Origin of the sequence: Methylococcus sp. ANG (assembly GCF_040730495.1) — a bacterium.
Classification (GTDB): domain Bacteria; phylum Pseudomonadota; class Gammaproteobacteria; order Methylococcales; family Methylococcaceae; genus Methylococcus.
In genome coordinates, this window is the sequence record NZ_CP160399.1 from 2,926,811 (window position 1) to 2,948,050 (window position 21,240).

The 21,240-nt window shown below is 65.8% G+C and carries 20 protein-coding genes; 4 read left to right on the top strand and 16 right to left on the bottom strand.

All coding sequences use genetic code 11. The features are described 5' to 3' along the window. Complete coding sequence (locus tag ABZN20_RS14130) at positions 1 to 4,017, bottom strand: hypothetical protein (protein ID WP_367025651.1); 4,017 nt, start codon at positions 4,015 to 4,017, stop codon at positions 1 to 3. 69 nt (positions 4,018 to 4,086) lie between these two features. Continuing rightward, the gene (gene mpl, locus ABZN20_RS14135) at positions 4,087 to 5,451 is read right to left on the bottom strand and encodes a UDP-N-acetylmuramate:L-alanyl-gamma-D-glutamyl-meso-diaminopimelate ligase (RefSeq protein ID WP_367025652.1); all 1,365 of its coding nucleotides are present in this window, start codon (positions 5,449 to 5,451) and stop codon (positions 4,087 to 4,089) included. Positions 5,452 to 5,737: 286 nt separating this feature from the next. On the opposite strand from mpl, the gene ABZN20_RS14140 reads away from it, so the two are divergent. Further along, a complete protein-coding gene (locus tag ABZN20_RS14140; RefSeq protein ID WP_218808145.1) occupies positions 5,738 to 6,574 on the top strand; it encodes a symmetrical bis(5'-nucleosyl)-tetraphosphatase in 837 nt (278 codons plus the stop codon). Between the two features lie 138 nt (positions 6,575 to 6,712). On the opposite strand, the gene ABZN20_RS14145 is transcribed toward ABZN20_RS14140, so the two are convergent. From ABZN20_RS14145 to ABZN20_RS14180, 8 genes are all read right to left on the bottom strand, one after another. Further along, positions 6,713 to 6,886: a hypothetical protein gene (locus ABZN20_RS14145; protein WP_218808144.1), complete on the bottom strand. Its 174-nt coding sequence runs from the start codon at positions 6,884 to 6,886 to the stop codon at positions 6,713 to 6,715. 123 nt (positions 6,887 to 7,009) lie between these two features. Next, entirely contained in the window at positions 7,010 to 7,846 is an 837-nt protein-coding gene (locus ABZN20_RS14150) for a hydrogenase expression/formation protein (RefSeq protein WP_367025653.1), read from the bottom strand. A gap of 47 nt (positions 7,847 to 7,893) precedes the next feature. Next, positions 7,894 to 8,499, bottom strand: coding sequence for a HyaD/HybD family hydrogenase maturation endopeptidase (locus ABZN20_RS14155; RefSeq protein WP_367025654.1), 606 nt, complete (start codon positions 8,497 to 8,499; stop codon positions 7,894 to 7,896). Positions 8,500 to 8,503: 4 nt separating this feature from the next. Continuing rightward, complete coding sequence (gene cybH / locus ABZN20_RS14160; protein WP_367025655.1) at positions 8,504 to 9,190, bottom strand: Ni/Fe-hydrogenase, b-type cytochrome subunit; 687 nt, start codon at positions 9,188 to 9,190, stop codon at positions 8,504 to 8,506. A gap of 11 nt (positions 9,191 to 9,201) precedes the next feature. Then, the gene (locus ABZN20_RS14165) at positions 9,202 to 9,780 is read right to left on the bottom strand and encodes a HupE/UreJ family protein (protein WP_367025656.1); all 579 of its coding nucleotides are present in this window, start codon (positions 9,778 to 9,780) and stop codon (positions 9,202 to 9,204) included. A gap of 25 nt (positions 9,781 to 9,805) precedes the next feature. Further along, positions 9,806 to 11,599, bottom strand: coding sequence for a nickel-dependent hydrogenase large subunit (locus tag ABZN20_RS14170; protein ID WP_367025657.1), 1,794 nt, complete (start codon positions 11,597 to 11,599; stop codon positions 9,806 to 9,808). 15 nt (positions 11,600 to 11,614) lie between these two features. Next, positions 11,615 to 12,703: a hydrogenase small subunit gene (locus tag ABZN20_RS14175; RefSeq protein ID WP_367025658.1), complete on the bottom strand. Its 1,089-nt coding sequence runs from the start codon at positions 12,701 to 12,703 to the stop codon at positions 11,615 to 11,617. 174 nt (positions 12,704 to 12,877) lie between these two features. Continuing rightward, positions 12,878 to 13,465, bottom strand: a complete 588-nt coding sequence (locus ABZN20_RS14180; RefSeq protein WP_218808137.1) for a DUF502 domain-containing protein — start codon at positions 13,463 to 13,465, stop codon at positions 12,878 to 12,880. A gap of 227 nt (positions 13,466 to 13,692) precedes the next feature. On the opposite strand from ABZN20_RS14180, the gene ABZN20_RS14185 reads away from it, so the two are divergent. Continuing rightward, positions 13,693 to 14,340, top strand: a complete 648-nt coding sequence (locus ABZN20_RS14185; RefSeq protein WP_218808136.1) for an ABC transporter ATP-binding protein — start codon at positions 13,693 to 13,695, stop codon at positions 14,338 to 14,340. Next, positions 14,340 to 15,131, top strand: coding sequence for an ABC transporter permease (locus ABZN20_RS14190; RefSeq protein ID WP_218808978.1), 792 nt, complete (start codon positions 14,340 to 14,342; stop codon positions 15,129 to 15,131). Before ABZN20_RS14185 ends, ABZN20_RS14190 begins: the two co-directional genes overlap by 1 nt. A 47-nt stretch (positions 15,132 to 15,178) precedes the next feature. On the opposite strand, the gene ABZN20_RS14195 is transcribed toward ABZN20_RS14190, so the two are convergent. The 5 genes from ABZN20_RS14195 to ABZN20_RS14215 form a co-directional block, all read right to left on the bottom strand. Beyond that, positions 15,179 to 16,357 (bottom strand): DesA family fatty acid desaturase, encoded by a 1,179-nt coding sequence (locus tag ABZN20_RS14195; RefSeq protein WP_423246409.1) that lies wholly within the window; start codon positions 16,355 to 16,357, stop codon positions 15,179 to 15,181. Between the two features lie 193 nt (positions 16,358 to 16,550). Next, complete coding sequence (locus tag ABZN20_RS14200) at positions 16,551 to 17,072, bottom strand: ABC-type transport auxiliary lipoprotein family protein (protein WP_367025660.1); 522 nt, start codon at positions 17,070 to 17,072, stop codon at positions 16,551 to 16,553. Beyond that, entirely contained in the window at positions 17,069 to 17,983 is a 915-nt protein-coding gene (locus tag ABZN20_RS14205) for an MlaD family protein (protein ID WP_367025661.1), read from the bottom strand. Before ABZN20_RS14205 ends, ABZN20_RS14200 begins: the two co-directional genes overlap by 4 nt. A gap of 1 nt (position 17,984) precedes the next feature. Next, positions 17,985 to 18,755, bottom strand: coding sequence for an ABC transporter ATP-binding protein (locus ABZN20_RS14210; protein WP_367025662.1), 771 nt, complete (start codon positions 18,753 to 18,755; stop codon positions 17,985 to 17,987). Further along, a complete protein-coding gene (locus tag ABZN20_RS14215; RefSeq protein WP_367025663.1) occupies positions 18,752 to 19,834 on the bottom strand; it encodes an MlaE family ABC transporter permease in 1,083 nt (360 codons plus the stop codon). Before ABZN20_RS14215 ends, ABZN20_RS14210 begins: the two co-directional genes overlap by 4 nt. A gap of 167 nt (positions 19,835 to 20,001) precedes the next feature. On the opposite strand from ABZN20_RS14215, the gene ABZN20_RS14220 reads away from it, so the two are divergent. Next, on the top strand, positions 20,002 to 20,157 hold the full coding sequence (locus ABZN20_RS14220) for a hypothetical protein (RefSeq protein WP_218808132.1): 156 nt from the start codon (positions 20,002 to 20,004) through the stop codon (positions 20,155 to 20,157). Between the two features lie 78 nt (positions 20,158 to 20,235). Here ABZN20_RS14220 and ABZN20_RS14225 read toward each other — a convergent pair whose 3' ends face one another. Then, positions 20,236 to 21,084, bottom strand: coding sequence for an MOSC domain-containing protein (locus ABZN20_RS14225; RefSeq protein WP_367025664.1), 849 nt, complete (start codon positions 21,082 to 21,084; stop codon positions 20,236 to 20,238). Between the last annotated feature and the right edge of the window lie 156 nt (positions 21,085 to 21,240).

Consider the following 21,240-nt stretch of genomic DNA (forward strand, 5'->3'; position numbering starts at 1 on the left):
TCAACTCTGCCAAGGGTCATTCGAGCCCGCGGCATCGGCGGTCCGTGGCGGTTTGGCGGCGGGTTCCCTTTTGGGGCTCTGCCGCCAGAGTCCCCCGGCGGAAAAGCATCCCCAACCCCAGCGCAGCCAGTCCAGCAGCGCGTAGGCCAGCCACAGGGCCCAGGCCAGCATGAGCAGCCGGTAGGCGAGCAGCGGAACCGAGACGACCCAGGGCCGGGGCAGCACAGGGCCGCTCCGGTCCGTATACCAGTTGAGCCGATACCCGTCGGAGTCGTAGCCGGTGATTCCCATGTCCGGCAGGCCGAGCAGCCCCTGGTGCACGGCTGAAATCAGGACGCTCAGCGCCAGGACGGTGAGAATGGCAAGGCCCGTCTGGACAAGGTTGAAGAGCCCCGGCTTGAGCGGCATTTGCCTGCCTCGGCGCCAGTCCAGCGCCACGATCCAGCCGGCGACGACGAGGCTCGCCACAAGGGGGACCTGGCTCAGACCGATCAGCAACAGCAGCCAGTGGCGGATCTTGAGCGGCAACCGGCTCAGCCGCGTCCCTAATGCGACTGCGGTGCTCACGATCACCCCCAGTGTTCCCCAGAACAGCACGGATGGTCCCCATGGCGGGCCGCCGAGCAGGAGGACCCAGCGGTCTTGGCCGAGTTCGATGCCGGTCCGGCTGTTCGTACTGGCGCTGCCCAGGTCGACCTCCGGCGCCGCCGTGCTGAGCCCGATTCCGGCCGTTGTGCGCCACGCCAGCCGGATGGTCTGTTCGCCTGGGTGCAGGGGGAGGGTGACGGCGCGCCCGTTCTGGCGGATGGGCTGGGCGGCGCCGTCGATCTCGACCGACCGCAGCTCGGCGCCTTCCGGCAGGGTGACACCGTGTTGGCCGCCTTTCGCGCTGCGGATGCTCAGCGCCAGTTCGGCGTCCGTTGCACGGCTGCCCGGCCGGGTCTGAAGCGCGCTGCTTTCGATGGTCAGCGCGTTGCCGGGGACGGGCGGTGGGCGGCTGATCTGCAGGGTGACCGTCTCGCCCGGCCAGGGGCGCCATTCGGGCAGCCAGTTGCCGCTCGCGTCCTGGTGATGGATGGCGGCGATGCCGCTCGTTTCGATGTGCCAGACCGGGCTGGCGTCGAGACGCCAGATTTCGGTCCAGTCGCCGGTATGCGGCGCGCGCAGTTCCAGGCTGCCGGTTCGGTCGAGGGTCGATTCCCAGCTCACGTCTAGGACGTTTGGCGGCAGATGAATCCGCACGCTCCCTTTTTCGGCCGGGATTCCCGGCGAGATGACCGCCTCGCCGGGCAGCAGCGGAATGGTCAGCGCCACCGGGGCGTCGGCGGGCGACAGTCTGGTCACACGAGTAACGACGCGCCAGGCCAGCCCCAGCCGCAGGGTGCGTTCGACCGTCAGGAACACGGGCAAGGGGGCGTTGTCGAGGCGTGGCTCCGGGGACGCTCCACCGCCTTTGCGGACGAGCTGGATCTGGGGTTCGGGTCTGCCGTCCGGGTCGACTCCGATGATCTCCCATCCCGCGCCGTCGACGTCTACCCGGTACGGACGCAAGGGCAGCGGGAGGTCGATGCTGGGAATGTGCGGCAAGGGTCCCGAGAGCTCGACGCGATGGACGCCGGGGTCCAGCATCAGCCAGAGGGTGCCGTCCGTGTCGGCATAGGGGCCGGTGGCGGCGGCGCCGTCGACCCGGATGCTGGACGGCATCCATTGCGCGGCCCTTGCCGGCAGCGGAATGGCGACGCGGTCCTCGGCATGCGCCTCGAGCGTCATCGCCAGTTCGCCGGGGCGGAGCCGAAGTTCCATCCGCTGGAGCTGGGCGCATTCGGTGCCGCATTCCGGTGCCGCGAGGAGGCGAGCCCTGAGTTCGTCGAGCAGTGCCGGCGGCGGGAATTCGGCGGCGCGGCTGTCCGGCGCGGCGAGCAGGGCCAGCGGCAGCAGGAGCAGCCCGGAAACGCCGGATTTCGGCCGCCAACCCAGGAGCAGCAGAACGGTCACGGCAAGCAGCGCCACCCTCAGGACGTTCAGGCCGCGGTTGGCCCAGGGCGGGATCAGCAGCAGCCGGAGCTTTTGCTCGCCCAGCACCGGCCCGTGCCAGTTCAGCGTGATCCGGTTCCATTCCCATCGCGGCAGGCCTGGGCCGGTCTGGGTGAGGGCGTCGGGATCGGTGGTTCGGCTCAAGTCGGCGGGCGGCGGGGCGCCGGCTTCCGCAAGCGAGCCCGATTTCCGCTGCGGCGTCATCGCCCGGGCCGCCGGTGCGCTGGCCTCCGGCTCGGCCGCCCGGTCGCCGTAGTCGAAGGACAGGGCATGCGGTTCGAGCTGGGGGTAAAGGCTCAGGCGAAGCTGCTGCACCGCGAACGGCAAGCTTGCGATCGCCAAGGCGGCCAGGACGGTGATCCGGACGACGCGTAGCGCCGAGGCGAAGCCGCCCGGAGGAATCACCCGGCCCAGCGCGGTGACGCCGAGCAGCCAGAGCCAAACGCTTTGCGGCGCATCCGGCTCGTGCCAACTGAGGGCGAGCGTGAGAAGCGTGATGGTTCCGGCAGGCCATCCCCAGAGCCGCGCGGCCGCGAGGGCGGTGATGAGGACCAGGAACAGATCGAGCAAGGACCAGCGGCCGACCCAGGAATCCGGCACATGGTCGGCGCCCGGCGCGGCGAAGAGGCGCCAGCCCGGCGGTAAATGGAGCTCGGCGGCAGCGCTCAGGAAGTCGGCGTTCCAGCCCGTTGCGGGCAGGGAGGACATGCCGGCTTCCCAGCGGCTTTCCGCTTGCAGCCTCAATTCGCCTCTTCGGAGCTCCACTCCGCCGGGACCATCATCGAGGCGGGTGATGGTCTGGGGCTGGCCGTCCACCGTCACCCGTCCCGGCTGCATGGCGGGTGCGGCGTCCAGGCGCCAGTTGCGGGTGATCCGGCCGGAAATGTCGTCCAGGATGGTGAGGCCCTTCCCCGAGAAGTCCAGCCAGAGTGTCCGGCGGATATGCAGCGCATCGGGTTCCGGCTCCGGGTCGCCCCGCCGGACCTGATCGAACCGCAACGCGGTGCCGGGGGCCATGGCGTAGGTCGGCAGCGTCCGGTATTCCTCGGGGAGCCGCGTCAGCCGCGGATCGACCAGGGGGACGCCGGAAACTTCGACCACGCGAATCGAGCGGTCGGCGGCGAACGACCACAGTTCTTCCCCCGGCCACGGGGCAGAGAAAACGGGGAGGGCGAGTTCCTGCAAGTCTCGTTTGGCGCGGCCGGTGACGCTGACGCTCCAGTGGCCGGGGCGCAGTTGCAAGCGGAGGCGGCCGTCCGGTTCGAGGCGCGCGGGGAGCGGGCTGTCCAGGGAGAGCGGCACGAAATCGGGCAGTATGGAGCCTTCCAGCAGCACCTCGCGCGCCTCCCCCGCGACGTCGAATTCGAGCCGGGTCACGACTTCCATCGGAACCGCGTCCTTCAGCAGACGAAACACCTCGAGCTCGAGCGGCGAGGTTTCGGGCGCGAAGCCTTCAGGGGGCTTGCGCAGCCACAGTCGACCCTGTTCGTCGACGGACGGAAACGCTATCGCGCGACCGCCGATGCTGAGCCGGACCAGGCCGGTTTCGCCGGGAAGGCGCAGGGTGTCCGGCAGGGCGGTCCAGGCGAAGCGCCCGGCGACGGTGTGAGCGCCGGGCGGTAGCCGGACACCGGGAACCGCGTTGCGGGCCGAGACGGCCGCCGGTTTGCCGTCCAGCTCGACCGCCAGCGGCCAGGACCGAAGATCGCCGGGGAGGGGCACCCAGATGTCGGCGAAGCTTCGCCAGCGGCTGCGGAAACTGCCGCCGCTATCGTGGAGTTCCAGATCGAGTTCTCCGGGCCAGGCGCAGCGGCGCCCGCCGGGCTGCTCGAGGAAATGGGGACAGGCATCGGCCTCGTGGCCGTAAAGCGTCCAGGGTATCCAGGGTTTGAGGGCGTCCGGGATGGTTTGCGGGTTCAGCGGGCCGGGCCAGGCGGGTGCGGCGCAGGCCAGAAGGACCCAGAATGCGATGTGTCGAACCATTGGAGCGCTCCTCGCCGATGTCGCCCCGACTTTAGGCGTAGCGGAGGCATGGGGCAAGAGCGCCGAAACTCAATTTTCCCGCAGCGCGGCCTCGGTCTTCTCGTGGATGCCGCCGAAACTTCCGTTGCTCATGAACACCACGTGATCGCCCGCCCGGCATTCCTGCCGCAAGCGTTCCACGATGGCGCCGATGCTGTCGCAAGTGACGATCCGGTCGGAGGCGGAAGCGATTTTCGCGACATCCCATCCCAGGTCGCGCGCCTGGTAAAGGATGGCGAGGTCGGCGGGCGCGAGGGATGCCGCGAGCGTGTCGGCGTGCACGCCCATGCGCATGGTGTTGGAACGCGGTTCGACGACCGCGATGACGCGCGCGCCATCGACCCGCGCGCGCAATCCTTCGAGCGTGGTGAAGATCGCCGTGGGATGATGGGCGAAATCGTCGTAAAGGGTGATGCCGCGGATCTCGGCGCGCACCTCGAGGCGGCGTTTGACGCTCTGGAACCGGCTCAGGGCCGAGATGGCCGCCACCGGTTCGATCCCGGCGTGGTGGGCCGCGGCGATGGCGGACAGGGCATTGAGCATGTTGTGGCGGCCGGAGAGCTGCCAATGGATCGTGCCCAGCCGCTTGTCCCGGAACACCACGTCGAACCGGCCGCCGTCTTCGGCCAACGGGTGTGCCTGCCAGTCGGCGGCGGTGTCCGGCCCCAGGGCGGTTTTTTCGACCGGCGTCCAGCACCCCATCCTGAGCACGTCGGCCAGGTTTTCGTCCCGCTCCGGAACCACCAGCAGACCGTTGCCGGGCACGCTGCGCACGAGGTGGTGAAACTGTCGCTGGATCGCGGTGAGGTCGGGGAAGATGTCGGCGTGGTCGTATTCCAGGTTGTTCAGGATCGTGGTGCGCGGGCGGTAATGGACGAACTTGGAGCGCTTGTCGAAGAATGCGGTGTCGTATTCGTCCGCCTCCACCACGACGAACCGGCCTTCGCCGAGGCGGGCGGAAACGCCGAAATTGAGCGGCACGCCGCCGATCAGGAAGCCCGGCTTGTGGCCGTCGTGTTCGAGTATCCAGGCCAGCATGCTCGAGGTCGTGGTCTTGCCGTGGGTGCCCGCGACCGCCAGCACCCAGCGTCCCTTGAGGACGTAGTTGTAAAGCCACTGCGCACCGGAGGTGTAGGCCAGCCCCATGTTCAGCACCGCCTCGACCTCCGGGTTACCGCGGGAGAGCGCATTGCCGATGATGACGAGGTCGGGAACGGGATGGAGGTTGTCGGGGCTGTAGCCGTTGCATAGGTCGATGCCCTGCTGCTCCAGCAGGGTGCTCATCGGCGGGTAGACGTTCTGGTCCGATCCCGTGACGGTGTGGCCGAGCTGGCGGGCCATGATGGCGAGCCCGCCCATGAAGGTGCCGCAGATACCCAGGATGTGAATACGCACTTATCGAGGCCTCGGTTTGTTCATCGGATTGGTGGGGACGGAATCGCCTGTGGGTGGACGCGTGCATCCGGCGATTCGTATCGAGAAGGACCCGATTATATCGCCGTATCTTTGACCGGGGGATAAAGGCGCCACACCCATGGCGCCAACGGACCGCGGACGTACTAAAATAACCGGCCCTGGTTACCGGGCGTTTCCCGGTCTCATGCGTGGAGAGTTCATCTGATGCCGTTGCATAGCGGTAAGGCGAGTGTCGCTTTGATCGGTCGGCGAGGTTCCGGCTGACATGGCCGTCTATGCCATCGGCGACGTGCAGGGCTGCTACGCGGAGCTGCGGCGCCTCCTGGAACTGATCCGCTTCGATCCGGCGGCGGACCGCCTGCTGTTTACGGGCGACCTGGTCAATCGCGGGCCCCAGTCGCTGGAAACCCTGCGGTTCATCCGCTCGCTGGGATCCGCGGCGGCCACGGTGCTCGGCAACCATGACCTGCACCTCTTGGCGGTGGCCTGTGGGGTCTCCCGGGTCAAGCACAAGGACACTTTCGGCGACGTGCTGGAGGCCGACGATCGGGACGAGTTGCTGGACTGGCTGCGCACGCGTCCGCTGGTGCACCTGGAGGGCGGCTATTGCCTGGTCCATGCCGGTATTCCCCCTTGCTGGAATGCGGAAACGGCTTTGGCCAGGGCCGGCGAAGTCGAGGCGGTCCTCGCGGGCGGGGACATCGCCGGGTTCTGCCGGCAGATGTACGGCGACAAGCCCGACCTCTGGTCCGATGATCTGGCCGGATGGGACCGGCTCCGTTTCATCACCAACGCCTTTACCCGCATGCGCTATTGCGATCGGACCGGACGGCTGGATTTCAAGCAAAAGGGGGAGCCGGGGCGGCAACCCGCATCCCTGGTTCCGTGGTTCGACGTCCCGGACAGGACGCCGCCGGGCGCCACGATCGTGTTCGGGCACTGGTCCACGCTCGGCTATTTCGCCGGCAAGGACTGTTACTGCCTGGATACGGGCTGTCTGTGGGGCGGGGAGCTTACTGCGTTGAGGCTGGACGAGACGTTACAGCGATATGCCGTGCCTTCGCTGCACGGGGGATACCAGAAACCCGCCCGGGCGCAATAGCCTCGTTAGGGCCAAGGAGAATGCCGGCTTGGCCGAACGGTAGGTGACATCCCTGTCGTTTGCGGCTTGTGCTTGTCGCAAGGTGCTCCACGCGAGGCGCGCGTTCCGACGCGGAGACTGCGCGTCGGAAGACTGAAATCAAGGAGCTTTCTTGTAAGCGGAGTTGGCGGCGTCTTCCTCGATGGCTTTGGCAGCAGTGACGTACTTGCCATGTTCGCTGCTCTTAACCATAGCGAGCGTTACGACGACCGCGATGACCAGGCCCGCGATGTAAAACCAGAAATAATCTTTCTCTTCTTTGACGTCGTTCATGGTTACTCCTCGTATTGTTTTAATGACGCTGTATTAAGCCAGCGTTGACAATATATAGAGACTCCATGGGCCGTTCTTTGACGCCGGTCAAGGTTTCGACGGATGCAAACCGCCGAGGTGGTCTCATTTCAACTGCGCCAAGGCCTCCGCGATCCGCTCTCGGGAGTCCTCGAGGTCTTCCGGCGCGGCCTGGACGACGGCTGGCAGGCGGGTGATCTCCAGGGTATTGAGGATCAGTTGGCCGGGGGAGTTGAAATACTGCACCCACCACACGTTCGGCAGGCGGGTCAGGCTCACACGGCAATCGCCGTAGCCCCGCGCCAGGATGGAGAGGCCGGCCAGTCCCAAGGTGTCGATCAGGAAATTCGAGTCCTCCGGCGTCAGCGGCAGCAGCGACAGGTTGATGACATGGGGGCGATCGGCCGGGCAGTCCGCCGAATGGTCGAAGATCTCGGTCAGCAGCGCGGGCGCGTTCATGAGGCCTTCCGGAAAGACCCGAGGACGCCGTGGCGGTCCATCGGCGGTCAGGCGTTCCGCCCACTCGTACACCGCCTCCGGCACCGGCCCGGTTTCCAGATCGTCCCGTCGCAGCTCACCGTCGACGTGATGCTGGACGCGCCAGACCCCGGCGAAAACCGATTCCCGGATCGTCAGCCGGTCTCGCGGTGCGGCGATGCGGATCAGCACCTCGCCTTCGCCAAGCACTTCGTCGACGAAGCGCCTGCCCGCCGGGTCACAAGAGGCGAGATCGACGATGCCCGGAGCGCTGCCGAGCCGTTCGATCACCGTCCGCAGCACGGCACACCCGCCGGCGGTTTCGTCCGGGCTCAGCGCATGCAAGGGCGGCGGCGTGAAGGTCGCCATGGCTTCCGGCATGGGCGGATAGGCGCATTCGGGGTCGTCGTGCGGGCGGATGAGCGGCGCGTTTCCGGTCGCTATGAAAGCGGGATCGTCTTGCATGGGAGAGTCTTCGAGGTGTCGGAGCCCCGGACGGGGCGGGTCACCGGCTAGCTCGGAGCGCCCGGCAGAACGCGGGCGTCGCCGATGCGGCAGGCTTCTTCCGCCGAGGGCCGGTGGCGCTCGTACTGCGCCATGTCCAGGGCGTCCATCGTGTTTTCGCTTTCCTGCCGGGGCAGGGCGGGCAGGCCGAGTTCTGAGCAGGCGGCGAGTATCTTGTCGATCGCGGGTTCGATCTGCGCCTTGACCGCCGGCGTCAGGCTGCCGCCGTAGTCCTCCATGTCGACCGGCTGCACGCCCACCAGGTAGAGCTGCTCCGGGCCTTGCCCCATCAGCTTGCACAAGGCCAGCACCTCTTGGAAGCTGACCTGGTGCAGGCTGGTCTTGCCCGAATGCAGGTAGGCGGGCACGTCCTCGTCCCGGGCTTCGACCAGCGAGGCCGGAGCCAGGCCGAAATCCACCGCGTCGGCGATGATGAGCACGTCGCTTTCCTGGACGTAAGGGATCAGCGCCAGCCCCTGGGTGCCGCCATCCATCACGGTGACGTTCTCAGGGAAGACGTAGTCCCGCTGCAGCGCCTGGGCGACGCGAACGCCGAAGCCCTCGTCCGCCCACAGCAGATTGCCTATCCCTAAGATCAGGACGCGAGGAGGCATACGCTCAGGGACGGTCGTCCTTCCACACCCGCCAGCCGTCGACCATGGTGGTGGTGACGGACTGACGCGACAGGTGGTGTTCCCGCACCGCTACGTAGACGTGGATGAGGGTGAAGACCACCAGGTACCACATGCCCAGATGATGCAGGCTGTGGACCTGCTGGCTGCCTCCCAGTAGGGATATGACCCAGCCGAAGGCATTGGCCGCCCAGCTTCCGGCTCCGAGTCCCTCGCCGTACAGGGCGAAGCCGGTCGCGATCATGAAGAGGCTCCCGAGCACGTAGAACAGGAACATGGCCAACCCGGCCAGCGGGTTGTGGCCCGCGTGCTTGCGGGGCTCCTCGACCAGGAACAGGTACCAGCGGACCTCGTCCACCAACCCCTGCCACCAGCGGGCGTCGTGGACGCGCGGAGCGAACAGTTCGCGGGCATACCGGTTGCCCACCAGCGCCCAGTAGGCGCGGCCGATCAGACCCACCGCCAGCACATAGCCGGCGGAGAAGTGGCTGAAGCGGATGTAGCCCAGAAGATAGTGTTCGCTGGCTTCGCCCGAGGTCACCACGGGCGGCCAGGCGATCAGGAAGCCCGTGACCGCCAACGCGACGATGGCGAGGGCGTTGACCCAGTGCCACAACCGCACCGGCTTCTCGTAGACGTAGACCGGTTCGCTAAAGCTTTCGACGCTCGCCATGGCCGCGGCCCTCACAACGCTTGCGTCAGCAGCGCCAGGCCCATGGCGCCCATCGCCGCGCCGCAGCCCCGGTACCAGAGCGGTTTCGCCAGCAGCCGCCGTCCCAGCATCACGCCGGCCAGGTGAAGCAGGCCGGTAGCGGCGAGGAAGCCGGCGGCATAAGCCCAAGGCTCGACGCCTGTGCCGATCTCGGTGCCGTGCGCATGCCCATGGAACAGCGCGAACAGGCCGACGAGGCCGACGGCGGTGAATTGGGATACACGGACCTTGCCGGTCACCAGCAGTCCCAACAGGACCACCGAGGCGGCGATGCCGGTTTCGGTGTAAGCCAGCGGAATGCCGGCGGCGCCCAGCCATCCGCCCAGCCCCATGACCGCCATGAACGCCAGGGGCAGCAGCCACACCCGCCGCGGCGCGACGGCCACCGCCCACAGCCCCACGGCGATCATGGCCAGGAGGTGGTCGGCGCCCAAGAAGGGATGGGTGAAGCCGGATACGAAGCCCTCGACGGGATGCGCGCCGGTATGCGCGAGCGCGACGGGGCTCAGCGCCAACAGACTTGCCGTTCCGAACCAACGAACAGGATGCATGGTCTTCTCCTTATTTTTTGAACGCTCAGCGCACCTTGACCCGCGTGACTTCCCGCCCGTCCTTGTCCATGACATGGGTCGAGCAGGCCAGGCAGGGATCGAAGCTGTGCAGGGTGCGCAGGATTTCCAGCGGCTGGTCAGGGTTTTCCACCTTGGTGTTCATCAAGGAGGCCTCGAACGCGCCGATGTTGCCCTTGGGGTCGCGCGGCGAGCCGTTCCAGGTGGTGGGCACGATGCACTGGTAGTTGTCGATCTTGCCGTCCTTGATCTTGATCCAGTGCCCCAGCGCGCCGCGCGGTGCCTCCGTCGTACCCGCGCCCATGGCTTCCTTGGGCCAGGTGTCCGGTTCCCATTTTGCCGTGTTGGCGGTCGCCAGATCGCCCGCCTTGATGTTGCTCACCAGTTTGTCCTGGAAATGCCGCATCAGATGCGCGCAGTACTGGGCTTCCAGGCCGCGGGCGGCGGTGCGGCCCAGCGTGGAGAACAGCGCGGTCAGCGGCAGGCCGAGATCGGTGAGCAGCTTGTCCACCGGCTCCTTGATTTCCGGGATGCCCTTGGCATAGCCGACGATGTAGCGGGCCAGCGGGCCGACCTCCATGGCGTGGCCGCGCCAGCGCGGCGCCTTGATCCAGGAATACTTGGCGCTCTCGTCCAGATTCTCGATGTTGGTGCGGGTGCCCTTGGTGTTGCGTCCCAGCGCGAAATTCGGCTGGGTGACGCCGTCGAACGGATGCAGGCCGCGGTCCTCGTCGTCGTACTTGTACCAGGAATGGGTGACGAACTCCTGGATCTGCTCCGGGTCCTTCAGATCGACCTCGTGGACTTCCTTCAGGTTGCCGTTGATGATGGCGCCGTGCGGCAGCAGCAGGTTGTTCACCGAGCGGTCGTTGGCCTTTTCCGGAATGTCGCCGTAGGACAGCACGTTGGTGGCCGAGAGCCCGCCGCCGTACAGCCAGTCCTTGTAGAAGCTGGCGATCGCCTGGAGGTCGGGCAGGTAGACCTGCTCGATGAACTCGATGGTCTGGTCGATGATGGAGGACACCAGGTTGAGGCGTTCCATGTTGACCGCGCCCACCGCGCCCACGCCGTCGACGTTGATGGCGCAGGGCACGCCGCCGACCAGCCAGTTCGGATGCGGGTTCTTACCGCCGTAGACGGTGTGGATCTTGACGATTTCCTTCTGGAAATCCAGTGCCTCGAGATAGTGCGCCACAGCCATCAGGTTGGCTTCCGGCGGCAAACGGTAGGCCGGATTGCCCCAGTAGCCGTTGCCGAACGGGCCGAGCTGGCCGCTCTCGACGAACTTCTTCAGCCGGCTGGCGATGTCGTGGAAATAGCCCGGCGAAGACTTGGCCCAGGGTGAAATGCTCTGCGCCAGTTCGGAGGTGGCTTTAGGATCGGCCTTGAGCGCGCTGATCACGTCCACCCAGTCCAGCGCGTGCAGATGGTAGAAATGCACCAGATGGTCATGGGCCTGCAGGGTGAGCTGCATGATGTTGCGGATGGAGTTGGCGTTCTCCGGGATGCTGATCCCCAGCGCGTCCTCCACCGTCCGCACCGAGGTCAGGGCGTGGGTGCCGGTGCAGACGCCGCAGATCCGTTCGGTGAAGGCCCAGGCGTCGCGCGGGTCGCGGCCCTTCAGGATGACCTCCAGCCCGCGCCACATGGTGCCGCTGGAGACCGCGTTGCTGATGACGTTGTGGTCGTCCACGTTCACTTCGCAGCGCATGTGGCCCTCGATGCGGGTGACCGGATCGACCACGATCCGCTTGCCGCTGTCGTTGAGGGTGAAACCGTTGGGTGTTTGAGTGACGGTCATGGTGTTCCCCGTTCCTTATTCTTGAGTTTCTTTTTCCAGGTCTTTCTTCTTGGCGATCGAGACGGCCGCGTGCGCCGCGATGCCTGCGCTCACGGCGCCGGCGGCGACCAGCCCGACCTTGTCGGCATTGGCTTCGACGCCGAACACGTTGAGGCCGGTGACGCGGTCGTAGAACGAGCCCTTGTCCCAGAAATTCTCCTCGGAGCAGCCGATGCAGCCGTGGCCGGACTGGATCGGGAAGGAGACGCCGTTGTTCCAGCGCACCGTCGAGCAGGCGTTGTAGGTGGTCGGGCCCTTGCAGCCGACCTTGTACAAACAGTAGCCCTTGCGCGCGGCCTCGTCGTCCCATTGCTTGACGAACTGGCCGGCGTCGAAGTGGGAGCGGCGGTAGCATTTGTCGTGGATGCGCTGGCCGTAAAACATCTTGGGCCGGCCTTGGGCATCGAGTTCCGGGATCTTGTCGAAGGCCAGCATGTAGGTCACCACGCCCGTCATGACCTCGGCGATGGGCGGACAGCCGGGCACTTTGATGATGGGCTTGTCGGTGATGACCTTGTGGATCGGCGTGGCCTGGGTCGGATTGGGGCGGGCCGCCTGCACGCAACCGTTGGAGGCGCAGGAGCCCCAGGCGATGACGGCGGCGGCGTCCTTGGCGGCATAGCGCAGCCGCTCGACGAACGGCTTGCCGCCGACGATGCAGAACATGCCGTCCTCGTTCAGCGGAGGGTTGCCCTCCACGGCCAGGATGTAACGGCCCTTGTACTTCTGCATGGTGTCTTCCAGCATGGCTTCGGCCTGGAAGCCGGCGGCCGCCATGAGGGTGTCGTCGTAGTCCAGCGAGAGCATGGACAGCACCACGTCCTTGGCCAGCGGGTGGGCGGAGCGGATGAAGGACTCGGAACAGCAGGTGCATTCCAGACCGTGCAGCCACAGCACCGGGGTGCGCGGCTTGGTCTCCATGGCGTGGGCAATCGTGCCGATGAATTCCGGCCCCAATGCCAGGGCGGATGCGGTCAAGCCGCAGAACTTGAGAAAACTGCGCCGGGTCACCCCTTGGCGGCGCATCACGTCGTAGAACGTTTCCGGGCGTGCGGTCGTAGCCATGCTTCCTCCTCGAAGCTAGTCAGCCTTTGGATCCGACGCGCCAGCCCTGGTGCGGCTCACTCGCCGGTCTTATTGTTGTCGATGACGGTTAAACCTTACTAGAAACATGGGAAATGCTTTCTACGGGGTTTGGGGGACAATGTCAATCGTGGAGGAGAGGAAAAAGAGGCCGGCCTACCGGAGTTCGGTCGCCTCGCCCGGCTTGGGCATGTCCACCCCCAGGCTGATCACGAAGCTCGAGGCTTCCTCGATCGTCATGTGGGAGCGCCTGATCCTCGATTCGTTGAGGATCACGGTGAAGCCGGAAGTGGGATTGGGCGAGGTCGGTACGTAGATCACGTACTGGTCTCCGACCCGGTTGGTCACGAAGGCCGGAACCCAGAGACCCTCCTTCGGGTATTCGATGTAGACGACCTCCCGCAGCTTGGTCGACCCATCGCCGCGGAAGATGTTCACCAGTTTCTGCGTCACCCGGTAAAGGGTGCCCAGGAGCGGGATGCGGATGACCAGGTTTTCCACGAAATAGAGCAGATGGGCCTTGCCGTGCTGTAGCAGGTAGCCGAAATAGGTGAGAAACAGCACGGCCGCGGTGAACATCACGCTCGGGATGAACAGGTTCCGGTAGCTGCTGAAAAAACTCACCACGAAGTCTCTCAGCAGGTTTTCCACGTAGATCACGACCTGCAGGACGATGACGATGGGCAGGACGCCCAGCACGCCGATCAGAAAGTAATGCAGAATGCGCTGTGCCGATTGTTTCATGGACGGGTCTCCAGGGGACGGTGGCGACAGAGGATACCAGCCGTTCCCCCCTTGCCGCGAGACGTTCCGGCGAAGCGCATCGGCGCCCGCGCGTCCGAACGCTATAATCCCGGCACGATCGCCGCCTGCTGCGACGGTCTTCGAGTGGTCCGCGGCATACCCGCCCGGCGAAGCCGAAAAACGGGAGTATCGATGGTTTCTGAACAACGGCCGGGAATGGTGAGCCGATGACCGTGCTGGTCCGGTTCGACCGCGTGTCGGTGGCTGCGGGAGAGAGGACGATTCTCCGCGAACTGAGCTTCGAAATCCGCGAAGGCGAGAAGGCGGTGTTCCGGGGCAAATCGGGCTCGGGCAAGAGCACGGTGCTCAAGACCCTGCTGGGAGTGTATCCGGTGGCGGAGGGCCATGTCCATTTCGCCGGCAGGCCCCTCGACCGGCAGGCGGTCGGCGCGATTCGCGCCTGCGCCGCCTACATCGGCCAGGAGCCCGTGTTGGGCGCCGACACGGTGCGGGAGGCGCTGCTGCTGCCGTTCGGGTTCAAAGCCCATCGCGGCGAGGCGCCCACCGCCGGCAAGCTGGCCGAGACCCTGGTCCGGCTTGGCCTCGCCCCTTCCATCCTGGAGCAGGACTGCAGCCGGGTTTCCGGCGGCGAGAAGCAGCGCATCGCCGTGGCCCGCGCCCAGCTCCTCGGCAAGCGGCTCTATCTGCTGGACGAGGTGACTTCCGCGCTGGACCCGGAAAGCAAGCGGGCGGTGCTGGACTTCTTCGCCGATCCGGCCCTCACCGTGCTGTCGGTGGCGCACGATCCGGACTGGATCGCCCGTTGCGACACCGTGTTCGAACTGGAAGACGGTCATTTGGCTGGAGGGGCATGATGGACACGGTCGATATATCCCAGGCGAGAATGATGCTGCTCTATGGCATCGCCGTATTGCCCTGGCTGCTGCTGCGGGCCGCGGGGTTGCGCCTCTCGCGCGACCTGTGGCTGGGCATCGTCCGGATGAGCGTGCAACTGGCGCTGGTCGGCCTCTATCTCAAATACCTGTTCGCGATCAATGCGCCCGCGCTCAACGTCTTGTGGATCGTGGTCATGCTGGTCGTGGCCGATTTCACCATCCTTCGCCGAGCAGGACTCCGTGTCAGGCATTTTTTCCTTTCGACCCTGGCGGCCATCGCGGCCGGAACGCTGTTCTCGGTGGCCTATCTGCTGCTCCTGGTGATCCGGCCGGAACCGCTCTACGACGCGCGTTACCTGGTGCCGCTGGCCGGCATGATCCTCGGCAACTGCCTGCAAGGCAACGTGATCGGTCTGGAGCGGTTCTATTCGTCGATTCGGAAATACGAGAACGAATATCTCACCTACCTGCTGCTGGGCGCGACCCGCCGCGAAGCGGTCCGCCCGTATTTCCGCGAGGCGCTCGAGGCATCGGTCAGTCCCACCCTGGCCAGCATGGCGACCCTGGGCCTGGTTTCGCTGCCCGGCATGATGACCGGCCAGATTCTGGGCGGCAGCGAGCCGTGGGTGGCGGTGAAATACCAGATCGCCATCATGCTCTGCATCTTCGCCAGCATGAGCCTGGCCGCCGTGCTCAACCTCGTGCTCAGCCTGCGCTTCGCTTTCAACGAGTTCGACGTGCTGCGGGAGGCGATTTTCAGACGGCGGTGAAGGGGGCGGGTTGGCGGCCGCCCCCGGCTTTTTCTTGCGGATGGTGGTTAATGGGCGGGCTGCAGCCGGTAACCGCTCAAGGTGTCGGCGAAGTGTTGCAACCAGGGGAGGTCGCTTTGTTTCGCTTGGAGGCACCAGACGCGCAAGCGTTCCAGGCGCTCCTCGTGGCTCGCGAGCGAGTCGGTCCATACCGCCTTGAGCTGTTGCTTGAACTGGTAGATCGTCGCCAAGGCTTGGCTGTTGTCCAGCATCCGACTGAAATTTTGCCAGGCGGCGGGGTCCACCTTGATGTATTCGCGCAGCAGCAACGGACGCATCCGCCGGAGTAGTCGACGATCGGCTCTCGGCGATTTCGCCTGCTCCAACCGCATGACCGGCGCGATGACGCGGCGACCGTACAGGCTCAGGATGTGCGCGCGGTTGCGCAGCACGGCTTTGACGGTGTCCATGTCGACGGACGACTCTTTCGCATGGATGGTGGTCTTGGGGGGCGTATTTCTGATCTTGGCCAGTTTCAAGAGGGCCATCAGCCGGATATACATCCAGCCGAGATCGATTTCCCATCGCTGGTTCGAAAACCTTGCCGAGGACGGGTAGGCATGGTGGTTGTTGTGCAGCTCCTCGCCGCCAATGATGATGCCGATGGGCCACAGATTGGTGGACGCATCGGGGGTTTCGAAATTGCGGTAGCCCAAGTAATGGCCGAGACCGTTGACGACGCCGGCCGCCCAGAACGGAATCCACAGCATCTGCACCGCCCACACCGCCAAGCCCGCGACGCCGAACAGGAGCAGGTTCAAGGCCAGCATCAGCGCTATTCCCAAGTCGGGAAAGCGGCTGTACAGCTTGCGTTCCAGCCAGTCGTCCGGCGTGCCGTTGCCGAACTGGGCCAGGGTCGCGGCGTTCCTCGCTTCCTTGCGATACAGCATCCAACCCCGCAGCAGGACAGTAAATATGCCGAGGACTTGGGGGCTATGCGGGTCTGCCGGGGTCTCGCAGCGCGCGTGATGCTTGCGATGGATGGAAACCCATTCCTTGGTCACGGTCGCCGTGGTCAGCCAGAGCCAGAAACGAAAGAAATGGCTGGCTACGGGATGCAGGGACAGTGCCCGGTGGGCTTGGTGACGGTGCAGGAAGATGGTTACGCTGACGATGGTGACATGTGTCAAAGTCAAGGTCGCGAACAACAGCGGCCAAAAGGAAAGATGCGTTAAACCATGTGACATGGGGAACTGGACCTGTGCGGATCGGTTGCGCTTCCGGACGAAGATGCGCCGGCAAGGCGAGGTGGATGGGAGGTACTTTTGCTGCGGCGTACCGGACGCTTCGCGCCGAACGGGGGAGGACGGGGACGTATCTAGTCAGACAGGAAGTGGCGGCAAATGTTCCCCGAGGGAGAGAAGGGCTGTACGCTCTGCATCAGTTTGACGGTTGCCATGCCCGGATCTGGGCGACGGCGCGGCCGATCGTCTGCGCGAAGGCTTGTACAGCCCCGGCGGCATCAGGGCTGGCCGTGGGTTGGTCGAGTTGGAACGTCCTGGTGGCGGTCGGCGTTTCGGCGCGGAAGCGGATCGTGACACGAGAGCTGCCGGGGCGGTCGAACACCTGCTCGAAGACCTGGAGCTCGACGCGCAAACGGTAGCCGCTGCCGTTGCGTTCAGCTTTCAGGCGTTGTGCCAGCAGGGCGGGCGGGGGAGCGATCCAGCGGTCAAGGGCATAGGCGCGCAGTTCGGTGGGATTGGCGTAGAGCAGGCGGTACTGCAGGCGGTCGGTCTGCAGCCAGTCCGGGGCTTCGACTTGGACCGCAGACCAGGGCGCCGGCGCGGCGGTGGGGGCGGCGCCGAAATCGTGCAGCGCGGGCTGGGGCGGGCGCTCTGGCAGCACACTGCAGGCGGGCGCGGCCAGGGACAGTATCAGTATCCAGGGAATCCGTCGCATCATTTCGGCTCCTCGAATCCCGGTTCGCCAGGACCGGGAATACCCGGCTTCGGCCCCAGCAGCAGGGCCTGCGGGTCTTGTTCCAGCGTTTTCGACAGCCTGCGCAGACTGGCCGCCGTGCGGGCCGCGTCGTCGATCAGCGCGTTCAGTTCCGGCAGCCGGCTGCGGACCAGGGTATCGCCCGCGGTCGCTCCGATATCCACGACCTTTTGTGCGCTTTCGCTCAGCGCCCTGATCTGGCGGGAGGTCTCGCGGACGTCGCGGGCCATGGCGGAATGGTCCGCCAGCGCCTGCCGCAGCCTGTCATCCAGGGCGGGGATGCGTCCCAGCGCCTCCTCCACGCGCCGTTCCAGGCGCACCAGCTCTTCCGCCGCCGTGTCCAGGCTTTCCAGGGTATGCGCGATGCGCTGGCGGTTGCCGTCGTCGAGAAAGGCGTTCAGCCGGCTGGTGAGCTGCGCGACCTGGGTGAGGATGTCGGACCCCGATCCGGTCAGCTTGTCCAGCAACGAGGGGTGCAGCGGGATGTTCGCCGGGTTCTTGGGGTGGGTGCGCAGGGGTTCCGGGTCGTTGCCCTCGTCGCTGAGGTCGATCTGGGCCAGCCCGGTGAGCGGCTGGACCCGCAGGGTGGCGTAGGTGCCACGGGTGATGGGAAGGCCCTTGTCGACTTCGATCCGGACCAGGATGGTGCGGGGATCGTCGGGCGCGAAGCTGATCGAGGTCACCTTGCCGGCCCGGACACCGCGGAAGATGACCAGCGACTCCGGGTTGAGGCCGGACACGGCCCCCTGAGTGGAGACGATGTAGACGTCGCGTTCGGCGCCGTAGTCGCCGAGGAACAGGGCAATGCCGATCACTGCGCCGCCGAGGATGACCACGAACAGGCCGGTCAGCAGGGCGTAGGTTTCCTTGACCATTTCAGTCGGACCTTCCCAGGATTCTCTGGGCGCGTTTGCCGTGGAAGAAGTCGCGGGCGAAAGGATGCGTACAGGCGATCGCATCGGCCAGCGTGCCGTAGGATACCAGTTGCTGCCCGGCGAGCACGGCCACGCAGGTGCACAGGTCGCTGAGGGTATCCAGGTCGTGGGTCACCATGACGACGGTGAAGCCCAGCTCCTGGTGCAACTGCCCCAGCAGGCTGACGAACTCCTCGCCCAGCACCGGATCGAGGCCGGAGGTGGGCTCGTCGAGGAAAACCACTTCGGGCTCCATGATCAGGGCGCGGGCCAGGGCGGCGCGCTTGACCATGCCGCCGGACAGTTCCGCCGGCATCAGCAGGGCATCGGCCGCCCCCAGGCCGACCATGGCGAGCTTCATGCAGACCAGTTGGGCGATCAGCCCCTCGTCCAAGGCCTTGAGTTCGCGCAGGGGAAAGGCGATGTTGTCGAACACGCTCAGCGCGCTGAACAGGGCGCCGCCCTGGAACAGCACGCCGCAGCGGTTGCGGAGCTGCTGCTTGCGGCGGGCGTCGGCTTCCGCCAGCGGCTCGCCGAGCAGCCAGACCTGCCCTTGGGTCGGCGTCTGCAGGCCGATCATTTCGCGCATCAAGACGGTCTTGCCGCAGCCGGAGGCGCCGACCACCCCCAGGATTTGTCCGCGCGCCAGGCTGAGGTTGACGTCGCGGTGCACGAGATTCTCGCCGAAACGGGTCCACACATGCTCCATGCGTATGACTTCGGTGTCCGTCATCGTATGCCCACGCCCCGGAACAGGATGGCGAAAACGGCGTCGATCAGGATCACCAAAGTAATGGAAACCACCACCGAATTGGTCGTCTCGTTGCCAAGGCTTTCGGTATTGGGTTCGATGCGCAGCCCGTAATGGCAGGCGATCAGTGCGACGAACAGCCCGAACACGGCGGCCTTGCCCAGGCCGATGGCGAAGTTGGCGACCGGGACCGCCGCGGGCAGTTTCTGGAAGAACTGGTGGTAGCCGATTTCCAGCTCCAGGTGGGCCGAGACCGCGCCGCCCGCCAGGGCGACCACGTCGGTCCAGACCACCAGCAGCGGCAAGGCCACCACCAGGGCGACGACCTTCGGCAGGATCAGCCGCAGCGACTGGGAAATTCCCATGGCGGCGAGGGCATCCAGCTCCTGGGTCACGCGCATCACGCCGATCCGCGCGGTCATCGAGGAACCGGAGCGGCCCGCCACCAGGATGGCCGCCAGCAGCGGGCCGAGTTCGCGGATGATGCTCATGCCGAGGATGTTGACGATGTAGACCTGCGCGCCGAAGGTCCTAAGCTGCAGCGAGGACAGGTAGCTGACCACCACGCCGATCAGGAAGCCCACCAGTGCCGTGATGCCGAGGGCGCGGCCGCCGGTTTCATGGATGGTGGCGGAGATCTCCCGCCAGGGGATGTCTCCGGGATGGCGGGCGAGGTGAGCCAAGTCCAGGATCAACTGGCCGAGCAGGGCGAGGACCGCCAGCAGGTGGCCGCCGAGGCCGGCCAGCGCGGCCATGATTCGCCGGCGCATCGGCACCGGCGGCCGCTGGCCGTCCCGCATCGAGGGAATCCCGCCCGCCTGCCAGCGCCGGAATGCGGATTCCTGCTCGGGACGCAGCAATACCCGTTCGGGGGGCCGCTCTCCCCATGCCTGCCACAGAACGAAAGCCCCGGCGCTGTCGAGCAGGTTCACTCCGCGCAGGTCCCATTCCAGGTCGGGCTGCCGCGCGGCGCTGTGCAGCCGCTCGCGCAAGTCCGGGGCGCCCGCTATCAGGCCGCGCAGGTTCCAGTTGCCGCGCACGGTGGCCGTGCCGCTTTCCACTGCGAATTCTGGTGGCGTGAGTGGCGGCCGGTTGGATTCTTCTGCGGAGCTTTTCGAAGAGGGCATGTTTCAACGCGCGGAAGGAAAGAGGTTGGGGCGCTTTTCCAGGTGCCGATATTGGACGATCATGGATCGCATCGCTCAACAGGCAAGCCGAGGCTTGAATCATGAACGCTTCCCGCTGGAATTGCATCCTCGTGTTGCTCCTGCTCACCCTGCTGGGCGTGGGGCCGATGCCCATCACCAGCGTCGTGGGCATCTACATCGTGATCGCGCGGCCGCGCTGGTTCCGGGAACTGGTCAAGCGGGTTTACGACGAGTGAGGCGGGTCCGGCCCTTCCGGGCTGGGCGTTGTCGAAGCACCGGGGAGGCGTTCGCTTTCCCCCGGTGGAGACCGTGGCTTACAGGACGCGGATCGAATCGCCCCGGCGTATCGTTCCGCCGGCCAGGACCTTGGCATAGACGCCCACGCTGGGGAGTGCCCGGCCCGCGAAAGGCACGTGCACGCTGTTGCGCGCGATGCCATGCTTGAAAATACCGGGGTCCCTGGGCAGATCGCCCTGCGCCAGGGTGGTCATGACGCAGCGCGGGCAAGGATCGGTGATCTGCAGCCTGACGCTGTCGCCGATCTGCAGCGTCTTGCCGACCCAGTCATTCTCGACGAAACCCTTGGCCCCCGCCGTGTCGATCACGATGTTCGGCCGGAACCGCCGTACCTCGAAACGCCCCTGGGGATAGGCGGCACGGAGTTCGTCCAGGGTGGAGGTCGTCAACAGATGCACGGTGGCATAGTCGAAGAAACTGCCGGCCGGCGCGTCCCCGGCCACCGCTTCGGCGGTCACTTCGTCGTCCTGTCCCGCGTGCTCGGGCCAGTACTGCTCCAGTTGAGCGCTCTCGGGCGCGAGCTGCTTCAGCGCCACTTTGCGCGACAAGGTCTTGGAGATTTCAACGTTTGCAGACGCATCGTCGCTGCGCACGACCCGCCCGTCCGGCAGGCTGATCCATACCGCCGGCAAATTCGCATCTTCCGGCGGTGCGACATAGGCCGCGTGGAAGGCGAAAAAATCCGGCCATTTCTGGGGATTCTTGGCGCTCACCACCTTGCCGGTCTCCTCGTCGACCAGCGCGAAAGCGCGATCTCCCACCAGTCCGCGTTCGGTAAGAACCGCCGCGTTGAGTTCCTCGCCCATCATGGACTTCACCGGGTAGCGCCAAGCCGTGGCAACGGTGGCCTTGGCGGTCATGTTCATGTTTTCCCCTCCTAACCTGTTTCTTTCGTAATGCGTATTGATTTCTTACGGGGCGAAGCCGCGGACACACGGGTATCCGCCTTCATCTTGTTTTCGCGGAATACCGTCAGGGCTTGCACCACGAGGGTGCGGGATTTTAACCAAAAACGGTAGGGA

Excerpts from the sequence above, each read along its gene's own strand:
- ABZN20_RS14140 (WP_218808145.1), top strand. The coding sequence starts at position 5,738 with ATGGCCGTCTATGCCATCGGCGACGTGCAGGGCTGCTACGCGGAGCTG.
- ABZN20_RS14200 (WP_367025660.1), bottom strand. The coding sequence starts at position 17,072 with ATGATGCGACGGATTCCCTGGATACTGATACTGTCCCTGGCCGCGCCC.
- ABZN20_RS14185 (WP_218808136.1), top strand. The coding sequence starts at position 13,693 with ATGACCGTGCTGGTCCGGTTCGACCGCGTGTCGGTGGCTGCGGGAGAG.
- ABZN20_RS14145 (WP_218808144.1), bottom strand. The coding sequence starts at position 6,886 with ATGAACGACGTCAAAGAAGAGAAAGATTATTTCTGGTTTTACATCGCG.
- ABZN20_RS14170 (WP_367025657.1), bottom strand. The coding sequence starts at position 11,599 with ATGACCGTCACTCAAACACCCAACGGTTTCACCCTCAACGACAGCGGC.
- ABZN20_RS14150 (WP_367025653.1), bottom strand. The coding sequence starts at position 7,846 with ATGCAAGACGATCCCGCTTTCATAGCGACCGGAAACGCGCCGCTCATC.
- ABZN20_RS14225 (WP_367025664.1), bottom strand. The coding sequence starts at position 21,084 with ATGAACATGACCGCCAAGGCCACCGTTGCCACGGCTTGGCGCTACCCG.
- ABZN20_RS14165 (WP_367025656.1), bottom strand. The coding sequence starts at position 9,780 with ATGCATCCTGTTCGTTGGTTCGGAACGGCAAGTCTGTTGGCGCTGAGC.
- ABZN20_RS14195 (WP_423246409.1), bottom strand. The coding sequence starts at position 16,357 with ATGTCACATGGTTTAACGCATCTTTCCTTTTGGCCGCTGTTGTTCGCG.
- ABZN20_RS14180 (WP_218808137.1), bottom strand. The coding sequence starts at position 13,465 with ATGAAACAATCGGCACAGCGCATTCTGCATTACTTTCTGATCGGCGTG.
- ABZN20_RS14130 (WP_367025651.1), bottom strand. The coding sequence starts at position 4,017 with ATGGTTCGACACATCGCATTCTGGGTCCTTCTGGCCTGCGCCGCACCC.
- ABZN20_RS14205 (WP_367025661.1), bottom strand. The coding sequence starts at position 17,983 with ATGGTCAAGGAAACCTACGCCCTGCTGACCGGCCTGTTCGTGGTCATC.
- ABZN20_RS14155 (WP_367025654.1), bottom strand. The coding sequence starts at position 8,499 with ATGCCTCCTCGCGTCCTGATCTTAGGGATAGGCAATCTGCTGTGGGCG.
- ABZN20_RS14190 (WP_218808978.1), top strand. The coding sequence starts at position 14,340 with ATGGACACGGTCGATATATCCCAGGCGAGAATGATGCTGCTCTATGGC.
- ABZN20_RS14210 (WP_367025662.1), bottom strand. The coding sequence starts at position 18,755 with ATGACGGACACCGAAGTCATACGCATGGAGCATGTGTGGACCCGTTTC.
- cybH (WP_367025655.1), bottom strand. The coding sequence starts at position 9,190 with ATGGCGAGCGTCGAAAGCTTTAGCGAACCGGTCTACGTCTACGAGAAG.
- ABZN20_RS14175 (WP_367025658.1), bottom strand. The coding sequence starts at position 12,703 with ATGGCTACGACCGCACGCCCGGAAACGTTCTACGACGTGATGCGCCGC.
- ABZN20_RS14220 (WP_218808132.1), top strand. The coding sequence starts at position 20,002 with ATGAACGCTTCCCGCTGGAATTGCATCCTCGTGTTGCTCCTGCTCACC.